The sequence below is a fragment of the Ferroplasma acidarmanus Fer1 genome, assembly GCF_000152265.2.
Classification (GTDB): domain Archaea; phylum Thermoplasmatota; class Thermoplasmata; order Thermoplasmatales; family Thermoplasmataceae; genus Ferroplasma; species Ferroplasma acidiphilum.
This window is the reverse complement of the sequence record NC_021592.1, coordinates 1695734-1710704: the sequence shown is the minus strand read 5'-3', so window position 1 is coordinate 1710704 and position 14971 is coordinate 1695734. Positions and strand designations below refer to the sequence as shown.

14 protein-coding genes are annotated in these 14971 nt (G+C 38.2%); 7 read left to right on the top strand and 7 right to left on the bottom strand.

Annotated features, from left to right (window positions below):
- Window positions 1-47: 47 nt before the first annotated feature.
- Window positions 48-362 (top strand): hypothetical protein, encoded by a 315-nt coding sequence (locus tag FACI_RS08605; protein WP_009887769.1) that lies wholly within the window; start codon window positions 48-50, stop codon window positions 360-362.
- A 46-nt stretch (window positions 363-408) separates the two neighbouring features.
- On the opposite strand, the gene FACI_RS08600 is transcribed toward FACI_RS08605, so the two are convergent.
- On the bottom strand, window positions 409-1719 hold the full coding sequence (locus tag FACI_RS08600; protein WP_148285753.1) for a DEAD/DEAH box helicase: 1311 nt from the start codon (window positions 1717-1719) through the stop codon (window positions 409-411).
- A 349-nt stretch (window positions 1720-2068) separates the two neighbouring features.
- Entirely contained in the window at window positions 2069-2959 is an 891-nt protein-coding gene (locus FACI_RS08595) for a 2-hydroxyacid dehydrogenase (RefSeq protein ID WP_009887766.1), read from the bottom strand.
- Window positions 2960-3094: 135 nt separating this feature from the next.
- Here FACI_RS08595 and FACI_RS08590 point away from each other — a divergent pair, with 135 nt between their 5' ends.
- Window positions 3095-4402: an NAD(P)-dependent malic enzyme gene (locus tag FACI_RS08590; RefSeq protein ID WP_009887765.1), complete on the top strand. Its 1308-nt coding sequence runs from the start codon at window positions 3095-3097 to the stop codon at window positions 4400-4402.
- Between the two features lie 10 nt (window positions 4403-4412).
- Window positions 4413-4880 (top strand): GNAT family N-acetyltransferase, encoded by a 468-nt coding sequence (locus FACI_RS08585; RefSeq protein WP_009887763.1) that lies wholly within the window; start codon window positions 4413-4415, stop codon window positions 4878-4880.
- Window positions 4881-4887: 7 nt separating this feature from the next.
- Here FACI_RS08585 and acnA read toward each other — a convergent pair whose 3' ends face one another.
- Window positions 4888-7401 carry an aconitate hydratase AcnA gene (gene acnA / locus FACI_RS08580; RefSeq protein ID WP_019841766.1) on the bottom strand — a complete coding sequence of 838 codons (2514 nt, stop codon included), beginning with the start codon at window positions 7399-7401 and terminating at the stop codon, window positions 4888-4890.
- A gap of 125 nt (window positions 7402-7526) precedes the next feature.
- On the opposite strand from acnA, the gene FACI_RS08575 reads away from it, so the two are divergent.
- Entirely contained in the window at window positions 7527-8399 is an 873-nt protein-coding gene (locus tag FACI_RS08575; RefSeq protein ID WP_009887760.1) for a dihydrodipicolinate synthase family protein, read from the top strand.
- Window positions 8400-8401: 2 nt separating this feature from the next.
- Here the strand turns inward: FACI_RS08575 and FACI_RS08570 are convergent, their stop codons facing one another.
- From FACI_RS08570 to fabG, 4 genes are read right to left on the bottom strand one after another with little or no spacing between them, the layout of a single operon-like run.
- A complete protein-coding gene (locus FACI_RS08570; RefSeq protein ID WP_009887759.1) occupies window positions 8402-8740 on the bottom strand; it encodes a Zn-ribbon domain-containing OB-fold protein in 339 nt (112 codons plus the stop codon).
- Window positions 8741-9892 carry a thiolase family protein gene (locus tag FACI_RS08565; RefSeq protein WP_048074080.1) on the bottom strand — a complete coding sequence of 384 codons (1152 nt, stop codon included), beginning with the start codon at window positions 9890-9892 and terminating at the stop codon, window positions 8741-8743.
- Window positions 9889-11424 (bottom strand): class I adenylate-forming enzyme family protein, encoded by a 1536-nt coding sequence (locus FACI_RS08560; RefSeq protein WP_009887757.1) that lies wholly within the window; start codon window positions 11422-11424, stop codon window positions 9889-9891. Before FACI_RS08560 ends, FACI_RS08565 begins: the two co-directional genes overlap by 4 nt.
- Window positions 11425-11429: 5 nt before the next feature.
- Window positions 11430-12149, bottom strand: a complete 720-nt coding sequence (gene fabG / locus FACI_RS08555) for a 3-oxoacyl-ACP reductase FabG (protein ID WP_009887756.1) — start codon at window positions 12147-12149, stop codon at window positions 11430-11432.
- Between the two features lie 258 nt (window positions 12150-12407).
- Between fabG and FACI_RS08550 the strand changes: the two genes are divergently transcribed.
- From FACI_RS08550 to coaA, 3 genes are all read left to right on the top strand, one after another.
- On the top strand, window positions 12408-13289 hold the full coding sequence (locus FACI_RS08550) for a nucleoside hydrolase (RefSeq protein ID WP_009887755.1): 882 nt from the start codon (window positions 12408-12410) through the stop codon (window positions 13287-13289).
- A gap of 138 nt (window positions 13290-13427) precedes the next feature.
- On the top strand, window positions 13428-13880 hold the full coding sequence (locus FACI_RS08545; RefSeq protein ID WP_009887754.1) for a nucleoside 2-deoxyribosyltransferase: 453 nt from the start codon (window positions 13428-13430) through the stop codon (window positions 13878-13880).
- 44 nt (window positions 13881-13924) lie between these two features.
- Window positions 13925-14881: a type I pantothenate kinase gene (gene coaA, locus FACI_RS08540; protein WP_048074079.1), complete on the top strand. Its 957-nt coding sequence runs from the start codon at window positions 13925-13927 to the stop codon at window positions 14879-14881.
- Window positions 14882-14971 lie beyond the last annotated feature (90 nt).

Below are 14971 nucleotides of genomic sequence, written 5' to 3'. Positions count from 1 at the left end.
GTTAAAATAAATATATATAATATGTTTCAATCAATAAATTGACCGAAATGATAATTGCATCCATATCCTTCAGGGAAGGAAAGCTTGAAGAGTCTGACAGCCGGTCCAGCATGGAGTTGGAAGATATAAAAAAGACACTTGCGTATGCATTTCTTTATGATTTTACCGTCAACGTTTACACAGATCGGGAAGAATATAAATTTCTATCCATAATGTCCATAAAATATAACGATAAAGGAAACCTGTTTTTCTCAGGAGTTTATTTGCATAACAACTTAAGGGTAAGAAAAAATTTTTCATGGAGAGAAATACGCAATGTTAATGTAAATATAGAAAAAGACCCTGAAAGGTCAATTTATTGAAAAAATATTAGATCAAGGCAATGGGATATACCATTAGCCGCATTAATTATTGATGTTCCCTTCTGCGGTAGTTTCCACTGCTTCTTCCTGGCCGGCTTCCGGTTTCCCTGCGGGAAGATGACCTCCTTTCCCTGCCGCCTGATGGCCTTCTGCCACGGCTGTGGTAATCCGGTTCCGGGGCATTTTCTTCATTATCACGGAACTGTGCTATTAATTTGCCGTAATTGATATCGGTGTACTCCGTTTCAAGATCTATGTTTATTTTCTCCATTTTTATCCTGTTTCTTCTCTGTATGCTCTGTATAAGGCTTTTCTGGCTTGGGTCGAATATTGTCATTGCCCTTCCATCCTTGCCCATTCTCCCTGACCTGCCAACACGGTGTGCGTATGTTTCGGTACTATCAGGAGCATCAAAGTTGATTATATCTGTAATATTTGGAATGTCCAATCCCCTTGCGGCCACGTTAGTTGCAACGAGTATCCCTGAATCTATATGCCTGAAATCTGCTATAGACCTCTCACGGGCATGCTGCTTCATTCCCCCATGGATCAGTACGTTATTGAATCCTGATCTTGAGAGTATTAGATTTAAAAGGTCACCGGACCTCTGAGTCTTCACAAACACTATAGCTTTTCTGGAATTATAGCTGTGTATATAGGACATAAGAGTGGAGAACTTGTCAAACTTCTCAGACACAGTATAAAGATGTTTTATTGATGATGGTATAGCTTCATCCCCACCTGCATCTACAAATTCAGGGTTGTTCATGAAATGGTTTGCTATTGTCTTAACCTCTGCAGGCAATGTTGCCGATAGCAATATAGTTTGCCTGCCTTCAGGGGTAAATGAGATAATTTTCTTTATGTCATCTATAAATCCCATATCAAGCATAAGGTCTGCTTCATCAAGTACCAGATACTTGACATGGTCAAGTTTAAGGTATTTCTGATTGTATAAATCCAGTATTCTTCCCGGTGTCCCGATCACGATATCTGAACCGGGAAGTTCTTCAACCTGCCTTATTATGGATGCTCCACCATACACAATTGTTGATTTGATTCCCGAAATTTTTCCGAGCCTTGAGGCAACCCTGTGGGTCTGAAGCGCAAGTTCCCTTGTCGGCAATATTATTATTGCCTTTACACTTTTACCCTTTAACTTTTCTACTGAATTCAATACAGGCAGTAGATATGCTGCTGTTTTACCTGAACCTGTTTTAGAACGTATAATAACATCCTTTCCCGTCAATACTACAGGAATTGCTTTTTCCTGGATTTCTGTTGGTTCCGTAAACTTCATTAAGCCTAATGATTTCTTTAAATTTTCTGATATATCCATATTTTCAAAACTAGACAATTTTAACACTTTATAAGATATAGTATATTACGATATATACTTAATTATTTAATTTTTAAAATGGTTTATCCGGCAATGATGTGGTTCGACTTAACTATATAATCATATTGACTCCTGCATATGAAAGCATTCTCATTGCAATAATGCTGTATTTCCGTCACACAGTATATTTGATATGGCCATCCTTTTCATAGGCAACAGGTGCCATTCCAGATGTATATAATATATCCTGTTCTTTATTGGCTTTATTTTTAATATTTTGTGAAACCTGAAAGTATGCACTTATGGTTTTTACCTGGCTGTGCCATCACAGTTATTTAAATAAAAAATTTTTCCTTAATACATGGTCTCAAATGTAGTCATTTCTATTAACAATGTTCCGGGGATTCCCATGAATATATGCTACAACATTTTCAAATGCTTTTTCTACTGGAACCTGCATAAAATTTCTAGCAAGTCCGGCAACATGTGGCGTAATTATCACATTTTCTGGAATTTCTCCTTTGATTTCCGGCTCGCCCCACCATACATCTGTTAAGAACCATTTATTTTTATTTTCCTTCAGGAACTTAATCATATCATCCCTGTTTACTATTTCAGACCTGCCTACGTTGACTATAATATTTCCCTTAACTGATGAAAGGAATTTATAATCTATCATTCCCCTTGTATGTATATTTAAGGGCAGGCTTATGAGTATTACATCCGAATTTTTAGCAACATATTCACTGTCCATGGAGAAAACATCCAGTGCAGGGTCTTTCTTTTCTGTCCTTCCTAAACCGATGGTGTGCATGCCAAAAGCTTTAGCACGAATGGCAACTTCCCTTCCTATGCCACCATATCCCATGATTCCAACAGTCTGTCCATATATTGACTCTGATAGTTTCCTGTTATAATTTCCATTTCTTATAGCTATATTAGATTCGCAGATATTTTTATATTTAGCTAGTATTAATGCCACAGCATGTTCAGCAACCGGAATTGACCATGCATCTGCGTTGCTGCATATTACAATTTTTTTATCTATATTTTTAAAATCCAGATGGTTTACTCCGGCGGAAATACTCTGCATAAATACGGTTTTTCTTCCAGGTTCTGGTTTCCCGGCAAATACAACTATATCGGCATCATCCGAAAATCCCTTAACTATTTTGCAACCGGTCTTCTCTTCCATCATCTTCAGAAAGTCATCCGGTATATCGAGTCCTGCAAATTTAACCTGAAGGCTGATTATCATAATAGCCAATATAGCATATTATTAATAGTTTACCGGTTCAGGCAGTTATTGCAGGCTATAATATAATCGGCAATTGCAGTAATATGAATTCTGATTTATGCGTAAAGTTTTAATAATCAACTTATATATATTTTTATGATAATGAAAGATTCTGAGAGAACAGAATACTTTGACAAAACTGCCATAGAAATCTCAAAAAAATACAGGGGAAAGATCCGGACACTGTCAAAGGTGCCAATCACTGGAATGGGGGATTTTTCATCCTTATACACTCCTGGGATTGCAGCAGTATCCAAGAAAATACAGGCCGATAAAGAACTGGTATATGAGTTAACAGGAAAATGGAATTCTGTAGCTATTCTTACAGATGGTACCAGGGTCCTTGGAATAGGCAATGTCGGTCCTGAGGCATCAATTCCGGTTATGGAAGGAAAAGCCCTGCTTTTCAATTATTTAGGTGGTGTCAACGCTATTCCCATACCACTGGTTGTAAATAACAATGAAGAATTTATTACAGCGGCAAAGGCAATACAGCCATATTTTGGAGGGTACAATTTAGAAGATATACAATCACCAAGATGCTTTTTCCTTCTGGAAAGCCTGCAGAAATCAATGGATATACCGGTATGGCATGATGACCAGCTCGGAACTGCATCAATCATCCTTGCAGGCGTTATAAATGCACTGAGAATACTGAATAAGAAAAAAGAAGAAGTAAAGATAGTTTTCAATGGGGCAGGAGCAGCCAACATTGCTGCCATTTATTTATTCGGTGCTGCTGGATTCGACAAGGGAAACATAATAGCCATAGATTCAAAGGGAATTATAGAACCTGACAGGCAGGATATTGATGCCCTTATGTTTAAAAATCCATGGAAATATAAAATAGCCCTGGAAACCAATAAGGAAAGGATAAAGGGCGACCCTGCAAATGCATTTAAGGGGGCTGACGTGGTTATATCTGCATCAGTTTCTATTCCGGGAACCATAAAAGATGAATGGATCAGATCCATGAACAGGGACCCTGTGATATTTGCACTGGCCAATCCACTCCCGGAAATCTGGCCGGGTGATGCAAAGAAAGCGGGCGCAAGGATTGTGGCAACTGGAAGGAGTGATTTTCCCAATCAGATAAACAATAGCATGGTATTTCCTGGAGTTTTCCGTGGGGTGCTTGATGCAAGGGCTAAAGGAGTAAATTTCGGCATTATGGTTGCTGCTTCCTATGCAATTGCCGACTTCATAAAAGAGCCAACTGAAGACCATATAGTGCCATCCATGGAAGATTTTGACCTGTTTCCAAGGGTTGCATCCATTGTAGCTAGAAAGTGCGTTGAATCTGGGCTTGCCAGGAAATCAGACTCCACAGAAGGTTTTTACAGGGAAGCGTCTGAAATTATAAATAACAATAGAAAGGTGTATAACAAATTATTCGATTTATAGGTGACTAAATATGGTAAATATAAGATTAATGGAGAAAAAAGATGTGGAAATGGTAATGGAGCAGCTTTTGAGATTAAAACACCTGAATGAGGAATTCGATCCTCTTCTGAAAGTGTCTGAGGGGAATGAGAAGGAAATATCTGAAAAAATAATCAGGATTATTGAGGATAAAGATAACCATATAAATCTCGTGGCTGAGGAAGGAAACAGGGTTATCGGGATGATAACTTCCGATATAATATTCAGGATATATTACGACCCGAAATATGAAGCAAGAATAAGGGAATTTTATGTTATGCCTGAATTCAGGGCAAAGGGCATCGGGATGAAATTAATAGGAAAATTGAAGGAAGTTGCTGCACAGAGAAATATAAAAATGGTCAGCGCCGAATTCCCATCACTCAACCTCCTGGCTTCAAAATTCTATGAAAGCATTGATTTTAAGGAATTAATAAAAATATACTCAAAAATAAATTAAAAAATTTTTACTTTTTTGCAGATAAGGCAATGTATTTCAGGATGTTTCCGGTTTTAACGTAGTTCAATTCGGCATTTGTGTTTATCAGGGCTTTCCCCTTAAGGGTTTTTCCATTAATGGAAATATTCAATTCCTTTCCTATGGAAATATTATTTATTCCATCTATATTAACTACCTCATCCCCTTTCAGATCAGGCAGTTTATCAACCTGAACCGGAACTATGCCCATATCCACAAGATTGCTCCTGTGTATTCTTTCGAAGCTTTCTGCAACCACTGCCTTGACTCCAAGAAGTGCGGTTACCTTGGCAGCCCAATCCCTGGAGCTTCCTGATCCGTATTGCTTGCCTGCGAATATGACCAGAGGAGTTTTATTTTTCATGTATTTCATTGCTGCGTCGTATATGCTCATTTCCTGCCCATCCGGATAATAGATGGTGCTTCCACCAGCATGGCTGACCATAAGGTTTCTTATCTTTGTATTGGAAAAACCGCCACGTAGCATTACCTCATGGTTCCCACGGCGGGCGCCGAATGTATTCATTTCAGTTATCCCCATTGATGCAAGGTATTTTCCTGCAACAGAATCCTTTGCTATTGGCCCTGCTGGAGATATATGGTCTGTTGTTATTTTATCGCCGAATACTGCAAGTATCCTTCCATTCTTAATGTCAGTAACCGGCTCCATATACATCCATGGTGGCATTTTAATGTATGAGGAATCTTCCTTGAAATCAAATAGAAGCCCCTTGCTGGATTTCATGGATTCCCAGTTATTGTCCCCCTTGAAAACATCTCCATATTCTTTCTTATAAACTTCAGGGTCCATGGCAAGATGGAAATATTCTTTTATTTCATCATTTGTTGGCCATAAATCTTTCAGGTATACCGGTTTTCCATTATCATTGCCTATCGGTTCGTTTATGAGGTCAATATTCATTTTCCCTGCTATGGCAAATGCCACTACCAGCATGGGTGATGCAAGAAAAGCTCCGGCTATATATGGATTTATTCTTCCCTCGAAGTTTCTGTTTCCGCTCAGGACTGCAAATGTCTTTACATTGTTTTTCAGCATATCGTCCTGTACTTCAGGAATTAAAGGCCCTGCATTTCCTATGCATGTTGTGCATCCGTATCCTACAAGTTCAAATCCAAGCCTGTTCAGGTATTTCATAAGGCCGGCTTTTTCGAGATATTCTGTTACAACCTTTGATCCAGGTGCAAGGCTGACTTTTATTGTGTTAGCCACAGTAAGGTTGTGTTCAATAGCCTTCTTTGCGATCAGGCCGGCACCAAGAAGCACGAATGGGTCTGATGTGTTGGTACAGCTGGTAATTGCTGAAAGCACAACAGCACCATTTTTAACAAGTTTTCCGTCGTTGCCCTCTTTTAACAGGTCTTCTATTTTTCCCTTTAAATCCTCTATATTGATAAGCTCATCCGGGTTTTTCGGCCCTGCAACTGCACTTTTGATTTTAGAAAGGTCAATTTCAACAGTTTCCGTGTATTTTTTTGGCCCATTATAGAATAATCCCTGCTCCTTAAAGTATTTTTCAACAGATTCCGTGCTGCGGTTTGTCCCTTTTAAATACTTAAGTGTCTCAGAGTCAACAGGGAAGTAACCTATGGTTGCGCCATATTCAGGAGCCATGTTTGATATGGTTGCCCTGTCCTGTGCAGTGAGTTCTGATATATTACCATAGAATTCAACGAACTTTCCAACAACGTTTTTTGACCTCAGTGTTTTTGTGATATACAATACAACATCTGTAGGTGTAACTCCTGTAGGCATAGTTCCTTTTATATTAACGCCTACAACATCGGGCACATTCATGAAATAGGGTTCATTGAGCATGGAAGCTTCAGCTTCAAGCCCTCCTACTCCCCATCCCAGGACTCCAATGCCGCCTATCATGGTTGTATGTGAATCTGCACCTATAAGGCTTTCTGGGAATATTTCATCCTTTTCTATAACGGCTACAGATGATAGATACTCCAAGTTAATCTGGTGCACAATTCCATGTCCCGGGGGAACAATTCTCACATTTTTGAATGACTGCTGGGACCATTTAAGAAAATCATAGCGTTCTACATTCCTTTCAAATTCATCCTTCATGTTTAATATTATTGGCTCTTCTCCCCTGAAAGAATCTACAATTATGGAATGGTCGATTACAAGATCTGATTTTGTTGCAGGGTTTACGTCATCGGCATTTAATTTATTTTCTTTGTAGTATTCCCTCATAGCTGCCAGGTCCACCAGTATTGGAACACCTGTGTAATCCTGAAAAACAACCCGGGAAGGCTTGAATGCCATCTCTGACCCTGATTTCATATTTGCTATGTTTTCAATTGAACGTTCATCAATATCAACACCGTCATAGTTCCTCAAAACATTTTCAAGCAAAATTTTAAGTGAATATGGCAGATTTTCAATATCATATTTACCTGCAAGTTGTGCAAGCGGAAAATATTTCAGGTTCCGCCCATTAATATTCATATTCTTATATTGTATTTCCATAAATTGTAAAGCCAAGATGATATTTTAAGATTTTTATCCGGGAGTAAGTCATTTACTTTTAATTTTTTTATTTAGATAAATGTAGCCAGTGGAAATGTTATATAGCTAAATAGATTTACATTATTATGCAAAAATTGGATTCTATTACACCGGTTATAACTCCATTTACGGATAACAAGGTAGATAAAGATAAAGCGGTAAAGCATGGAGAGGATGTTATTAAGGGCGGCATGAAATATTTATTTCCAGGTGGGACCACAGGGCTTGGCCCATCTATGGCTTCAGGTGAGAAACTGCAACTCCTTGATGCCTATGCCCATATTCCTGAACATGTCATACTACAGGTTGGTTCCCTGAATCTGGAGGAGTCAATAAATCTGGCAAGGGAAGCTAAAAAATACAAAATACATGCGGTTGCAGCGCTTCCTCCGTACTATTTCACAGGAATAAAAAGGGAGTGGCTCATAAAATATTACACAAAGATCTCTTCAGAATATCCAACAATAATATATAACTATCCGGAAACAACTGGATATAATATTACTTATGATATGGTTAACGACATAAAGAAAGCCGGGGGAGATGTGATAGGAATAAAAGAAACAACGTTCAATATGAATGATATACTCAATACAAAAATGTACGTCCCGGATTTCAAAGTGTATACAGGGCCTGACCAGTACATACTTTCTGCATACAGGCTCGGGCTCGACGGCTTTGTGTCCGGTGCCTCAAATTATGGATATAAAGTAATAAATAAAATTATAGAAAACCATGATAATAAGGATGGTGACAGATACCAGTTCTTATTGAATGAGCTTGCGGACTTATCAAGGAAATATGGAACAATTTCTTCTATTTATGATATGGTAGAAATTATGACGGGAATAGATGCTGGAAACCCCCGTGAGCCATTCTTCAAATTAAGCAAAGAGGAAAGGAGTTCACTGGAAAAGGAAATGAATGAAGCATTCAAAAAATATAATTTTAAACCTTAAATCTATTTTAATTCTGCATAGGGCAGTAGGTTATCCTTTATTTTCTTAAATTTTATTTCTACTTCCATTCCAATTTGAGGATTATTGCCAGAAATATCCATATATGCACGGAACCCCTCGCTGAACGATATTATGCCGTAGAAACCATTATTGAATTTTGTGTAGCTGTATACTTTCCCATTTCCTGTAGATTGCATAATTTTCAGGTCTCCTTTTCCACATACAGGGCAACTATCACGTGGGTAATAATATACCTTTCCGCAATTCATGCATTTAGTGTATGGCAATATTCCTGTGGAAAAATGTTTATTATATTCCTCATAAATTTCATTCAATTTCATTTACTCACCCAGTATCATTGAGACTGAATGGTTCCTTGCCCATCCTCCCATTCCATTTATAAAAGCTTTGTCAGGATTTTTAACCTGGTTTCTGCCTGCCATTCCATTCATCTGCAATAATGCCTCATAGAGCAATACACTCCCGCTCATATAGGCAGGTTGCCCACGGTTCAGGCTTCCACCTCCGGTGTTCAGTGGAAAATCTCCATTAACTGATATGGAATTTTTTTCCAGAAATTCACCTGATTTGCCAGGAGGCACAATGCCTGTGTTCTCAAGCTGTATCATTACGGTGATGCTAAATGAATCATACAGTTCATAGAAATCACATCTTTTAATATTATCACGGAAGCCGGATGAACTTTCAGCTGCAGGAGTAATAGTTATATCATCTATTTCTGTAGGAAGTGCTGACTGGTGTGCTTCTCCGTATTTTTTTATACGGATTTCCCTTAACTTACCTGCATTTTTTGACACAATGAAAGCGTGGAATCCATCTACAGGATATACTATTTCCAGCAGGTGCAGTGGAGATGATATCATAGGAGAGCCAAGTACATCCTCAACAGTAATGGGTCCGGTAAACATTGAATACCCTGACCTGTTGGCATTTTCCCTCTGTTTGACTATGAGTGCTGCCCTCTGTTCATCTGTTGTCCCGTATATTTTCATGTGGCGCTGAGCCAGCAGGGCATAATCCGAAACTGGATTTGTATAATTATATCCTGACAGCAGGGTCTTATATGGTGTGTTGGCAATTTCAGGATAAAGGTTTTCAATAGAATCCACTGTCTGTTTCTTTTTCCTTACTGCTGAACCTTTGCCTCCGAACAGGAGTAAAATATTTTCAGCCATCCCCGATTTTATAATGTGTTCAGCTCTCCAGAATGCAGAAAGCACTGAAGGCCCACCATATTCCAGGGAATCTATGTATTTTGGCTTAATTCCAAGATAATTGCATAGCTGGTCCGGAAAAAAATGCATGTATACGTTTCCATCAAACACGCCAGGAAGAAATGTTGTCATAAAGCCATCAATATCTTTTCTCTCCAATCCTGCCATGGAAAGTGCTTTGTTTAGCGCCTCATTCATTATTTCATATGCTGTTCCATCATAATTTTTGTATATAGCTTCTGAAAAACCCCTTATCAGTGATAAATCACCTCTACAGAATGTATTCCTGAACGTTTAATCTTTCCTGATGCATTCAATGGCATGTCCCTTACAAAGATTATCCGTGCAGGCACTTTATATCTAGCCAGTTCTTTTTTGCATACGCTGTAAATACTTTTCTTCATTTCCTCATAGTTGTCTGGGACTGAAGATAGTTTAACATATGCAACCGGGACTTCACCTTTATATTCATCATTTTCTCCAACAACTACAACGTCTTCAACATGATCACAGGATCTTATTGCATTTTCAACCTCGGCAGGAACTACCTTATACCCCGATACGTCTATAAGGTCTTTCTTCCGGTCAATTATATAGATATATCCCTTGCGATCAATATAGCATATATCACCTGTTTTCAGCCCATATTTTCCAAATGCCTTTTCTGTGTCTTCAGGATTCTTATAGTATCTTCTTATAACCTGTGGCCCTGAAACTACCAGTTCACCGCCCCTTGCCCTGACTATGCGTGTATAATTTGCCGGTTTTCCAGCTGTAACTATGCCATTATATAATGGAATATTGTCTGTATATGGATATTCCCATAGTGCAACCGGAGAAGTGCTTTCAGTTAATCCATATGCCATATATACCCACTTACCTGACATTGCTTTCCATTCGATTTCAGTTTTATAGGGCATGGGCATTCCGCCTGCCGACCACATTCTCATCGATGAGAGCCGGGTTTTGATTTTATCAACATTAGACCATGCATTAATCATGGCCCGGTAGGCCGTGGCAACAAACATGGTAATGGTTGTATTTTCTGATTCTACAGTTTCTAGTGCATTTTCCGGGTTAAACCGGTACGTCAATGCCATGGATGAATGCGACAGCATTGTCAGGGATATGCCAAAAATTAGCCCTGTTATGTGGAAGAAGGGTGCGATACACAGGTTTTTGTCATGTGGTTGTACCGAATACCATTCACGGTATATATACGAAGCTGAATATATATTGCTATGGGTTATCTCAGCAGCCTTCTGCCTGCCTGATGTACCGGAGGTAAATACAAGCATTGCTATACTCCCTGGTTCCGGATAATATCCCTTGAATTCTTTCTTGAGTCGAAGGTTTAATTCTTCTTTCATTATTCCTGTGATGTACTTTTCTGCCATATTATCCGGAAGTTTCCCGAAAGTCTGTGGGTCTGTATATAAGACATGGAGGCTCTGTATCTCCATCAAGCTGGAAAATTTCTCCCTGAATTCACTGCTGATTACTACCACCCTTGCATCTATGAACTTAATTTTCCCTGTAATTTCATTCTCAGAATCCAGAGGGCTCAATGGCACAAAAATGCAGGAATTTTTCCATGACGCGTATTGCACTATGGGGAACTGAGGTATATTTTCTGCTATTATTGCTATAATGTCACCCGGATCGCAATACATAGAAAACTCTACAGCAACGGCATTTGAATATCCTTCAAATTCTCCATAGGTCATAATATTCTTAAAATATGTGATAAATGGATCGCTTCTTTTTGAATCTTCAAGTACCTCGACCATGGTTTTCACAGGGACATTCCTCCACCTACTTCAAGTAAAATTCCGTTGACATAATTGCTATCCTCTTTCATCAAGAATGAAACAGCGTTTGCCACATCATCACCGGAGCCCATACGTTTTAATGGAATTTTTTCAATAAACTTTTCCTTTATTTTTTCAGGCATCTGGTCTGTCATCGGAGTTTTTATGAATCCCGGAACAATGGCATTTGATGTTATATTATACCTGCCCAGTTCACGTGAAAGCGTTTTAGTAAACCCGATAACCCCTGCCTTCGCAGATGAGTAATTGGCCTGCCCTACATTTCCGTTCCAGCTTGCAGAAGAAATATTTACTATTCTTCCACTTAGATTTTCAATCATTGAATCAACAAATTGCTTTGTAACGTTGAACATGCTGTAAAGATCAGTTTTTATTACGGCGTCCCACTGATCAAATGACATATTTTTGAATAGGGCATCTCTGTTTATGCCAGCATTGTTTACTATGCCGTATATCTCTTTTTTATCTATTGTTGAAAAAGCCTCAACGCAGGCATCATAACTTGATACATCACATTTTATCCCTTCAACATTGCCATATCGGGAATTCAGCGACTTAGCCGAATCAAGTACGGCATTATCATAGTCAACCATAATAATTCCATATTTTTCTGATGCCATTTTTTCTGCTATTGATCGCCCTATTCCCCTGTTAGACCCGGTTATTACAATTTTGCCTGACATAAATTATCATTCTCCAAGATTGAATAACAGGAATGCCGGCTATTTACATACATTATGGGCTGAACCCATTGAATAGGAAATAGGCTCGAATTCCTGCCATCTATGAAAGTATAATATATACAGATATTAATTTTAGCGTTTACATGTATTTAAATTGGGAATTCAATTGTTATATATGGCAATATTTGCTATTATTTCTGCACAGGCTGAAATGAATTACAATGGCAAAATATTTTTATAAGCAGGTTATAATCAGAAATGAACAGGGTTATTCTTAATGTGGATACTGGAATCGATGACGCTTTTGCAATGATTTTGTTGAAACAGTACAATATTACTCCAGAATTCATTGTTGCTTCTTCAGGAAATTCATTGCTTGAGAATACTTACAGGAATACAGCTGGTGTGGCAAAGTTGCTTGATTTTGATTGCCCTGTGTACCATGGATCTGCCAGGCCACTTATAAAACCCCATTATTATGAAAATTTTCATGGCGATAAGGGGCTTGGAACATACGAATTTAATGATCCGGTTCAGGAAAAAGATCACCATAATGGAATAATTAAAATGTATGAAGCATTAAAACGGGAAAAACATACCATAATCTGTACATCTCCTTTAACTTCCCTGGGAATCCTCATGAGACTGGATAATAGTATAAAAGAGAACATAGAACAGATAATAATCATGGGAGGCGCATTTGGCATTACCCCATATGGAAAGGGAAATATGGGAAATGCTGAATTTAATATATTTTACGACCCGGAGGCGGCTAAAATAGTCATGGAAGAGGATATCAACGAAACTATTGTTCCACTGGACGTTACAATGAACAGGGAACTTGCAATAAAAAGTATACCGCCGAGTAGTTCTGGCAGCCCATTAGAAGATTTTATCCATAAAACCACAAAATTTATGATAGAAGAGCATGGCACTTTTGAAATGCATGACCCCATAGCAGTTTTTTCCTTCATAGAACCTGATGCTTTTAAGTTTGTGAATGGGGAAATTACAGTCAAACCTGATGGGAGTACAGAATTTATAGAAAAGCGTGATGGGAAAAAGAGAATAGCTACCGGGATAAATCCACAGGCTTACCGGAAAGGGCTTGTGAACAGGATATATGGCAATTTGGCATAGTCAGGAACAATGCATCGGTACCAGCTAAATAATTGCTTTTCTACATATGAATTTCTAAATAATTATTTGGAATTATAATGATGTATAGAATTTAAATGCTTTTCAAAAAAACTTTATTTATTATTCAAATAAAGCATAATGAAATCTTATGATTTTTATATTTCAGCCCCACTGTTTAATGAGATGGAATTGAAATTTAACAGGGAACTGGCAGGCTTTCTTGAAAAACGTGGCTTTACAACCTACCTCCCACAGAGGGATGGTGGGGAGGACGAAATGCTTTTGAAAGACCCTGATTTATGGCCGGAGACGAGCAAAAGGGTATTTAACCGGGATGTTGATGCCCTTAAATCCTCATCAGCACTTATTATGGTAATGGATGGCAGGGTGCCGGATGAAGGTGCCTGCGTTGAACTTGGAATGGCTTATGCCTTTGGCAAAATATGCATCGGATTCCAGACCGACAATAGGAGATTTGCATCAGGGCAGAATAACCTGATGCTGGATTATTGCATGTCATATGATATAGTGCATGACTGGAATGGCCTTGAAGTGCTTCTAGGAAAATTAAAGGAAAAAATTAACAGATAATATTCCCGGTTAAGAATTTAAATACTATTTAACCATTTATGGACATGAACAAGACCTACATGCCCCGGAGAAACATCAGCTCAAACCTATATCTTAGCTTTAGTAGAGATGAATGGGCAAAGAGAAGGGGAAATCTTAATATTACTCTGTCAGAAAGTGATATTAAAGGGATACTTGCGTTAAATGATAAAATCACTGCATCTGAAATACAGGACTTTTATTTTCCTATTACAAGGCTGTTGCAGCTCTCAATAAATAATAACATTAACCTTTACAGGGAGAGAAACGATTTTATGGGCATTAAGCCCAGGAAAATGCCATTTATTATCGGGGTGACAGGAAGTGTTGCTGTTGGAAAAAGTACTACTTCGAGGCTTTTGAAAACCCTATTAGAGAGAATAAATCCAGATTTGAGAATTTATATAGTATCAACGGATAATTTCCTTAAAAGCAATGCCCGGCTTATGGAAGAGAATATTATGGAAAGAAAGGGCTTCCCTGAAAGTTATGAAACCCAGGACCTCATAAATTTTCTTGTTGATATCAAATCCGGTGTAGCCCGCACGCAGATACCGGTATATTCACACCTGAAATATGACATACTCCCGGAAAAGCAGGACCTTGTTGACCCGGATATACTGATACTGGAAGGGCTGAATATATTGCAAGTAAAAAATCCTGGAAAGAAGGATGAGATCTATGTCTCCGATTTTCTTGATTTTTCCATATTTATTGACGCAAAGGTGGAATATATTAAAGAATGGTTTGTAGAACGGTTTTTCCTGCTCATGGAAACCGCGTTTAAAGACAAAGACTCCTATTTCAAGAAGTATTCAGAACTCACAAAGGAAGAAGCCAGGGAATTATCATCAAAGATATGGGATAACATAAATGGCAAAAATTATTCTGAAAATATTGTTAAAACAAGATACCGTGCAGAATTAATAATTGAGAAAGGGAAAACACATAATATAGAGAATATTATGATGAAGAAACTATAAAGCCTGTTACTCTGGAAGAGTACTGGCAAATAACATTTATTTTTTTAGTTAAATTCATTCCTGGCATGTAGTCTTTCGTTGAATTTCTCA

Bases quoted from the DNA above. Each gene is read 5' to 3' on its own strand.
- FACI_RS08605 (WP_009887769.1), top strand. From the start codon at position 48: ATGATAATTGCATCCATATCCTTCAGGGAAGGAAAGCTTGAAGAGTCT.
- FACI_RS08595 (WP_009887766.1), bottom strand. From the start codon at position 2,959: ATGATAATCAGCCTTCAGGTTAAATTTGCAGGACTCGATATACCGGAT.
- FACI_RS08590 (WP_009887765.1), top strand. From the start codon at position 3,095: ATGATAATGAAAGATTCTGAGAGAACAGAATACTTTGACAAAACTGCC.
- FACI_RS08585 (WP_009887763.1), top strand. From the start codon at position 4,413: ATGGTAAATATAAGATTAATGGAGAAAAAAGATGTGGAAATGGTAATG.
- acnA (WP_019841766.1), bottom strand. From the start codon at position 7,401: ATGGAAATACAATATAAGAATATGAATATTAATGGGCGGAACCTGAAA.
- FACI_RS08575 (WP_009887760.1), top strand. From the start codon at position 7,527: ATGCAAAAATTGGATTCTATTACACCGGTTATAACTCCATTTACGGAT.
- FACI_RS08570 (WP_009887759.1), bottom strand. From the start codon at position 8,740: ATGAAATTGAATGAAATTTATGAGGAATATAATAAACATTTTTCCACA.
- FACI_RS08560 (WP_009887757.1), bottom strand. From the start codon at position 11,424: ATGGTCGAGGTACTTGAAGATTCAAAAAGAAGCGATCCATTTATCACA.
- fabG (WP_009887756.1), bottom strand. From the start codon at position 12,149: ATGTCAGGCAAAATTGTAATAACCGGGTCTAACAGGGGAATAGGGCGA.
- FACI_RS08550 (WP_009887755.1), top strand. From the start codon at position 12,408: ATGAACAGGGTTATTCTTAATGTGGATACTGGAATCGATGACGCTTTT.
- FACI_RS08545 (WP_009887754.1), top strand. From the start codon at position 13,428: ATGAAATCTTATGATTTTTATATTTCAGCCCCACTGTTTAATGAGATG.
- coaA (WP_048074079.1), top strand. From the start codon at position 13,925: ATGAACAAGACCTACATGCCCCGGAGAAACATCAGCTCAAACCTATAT.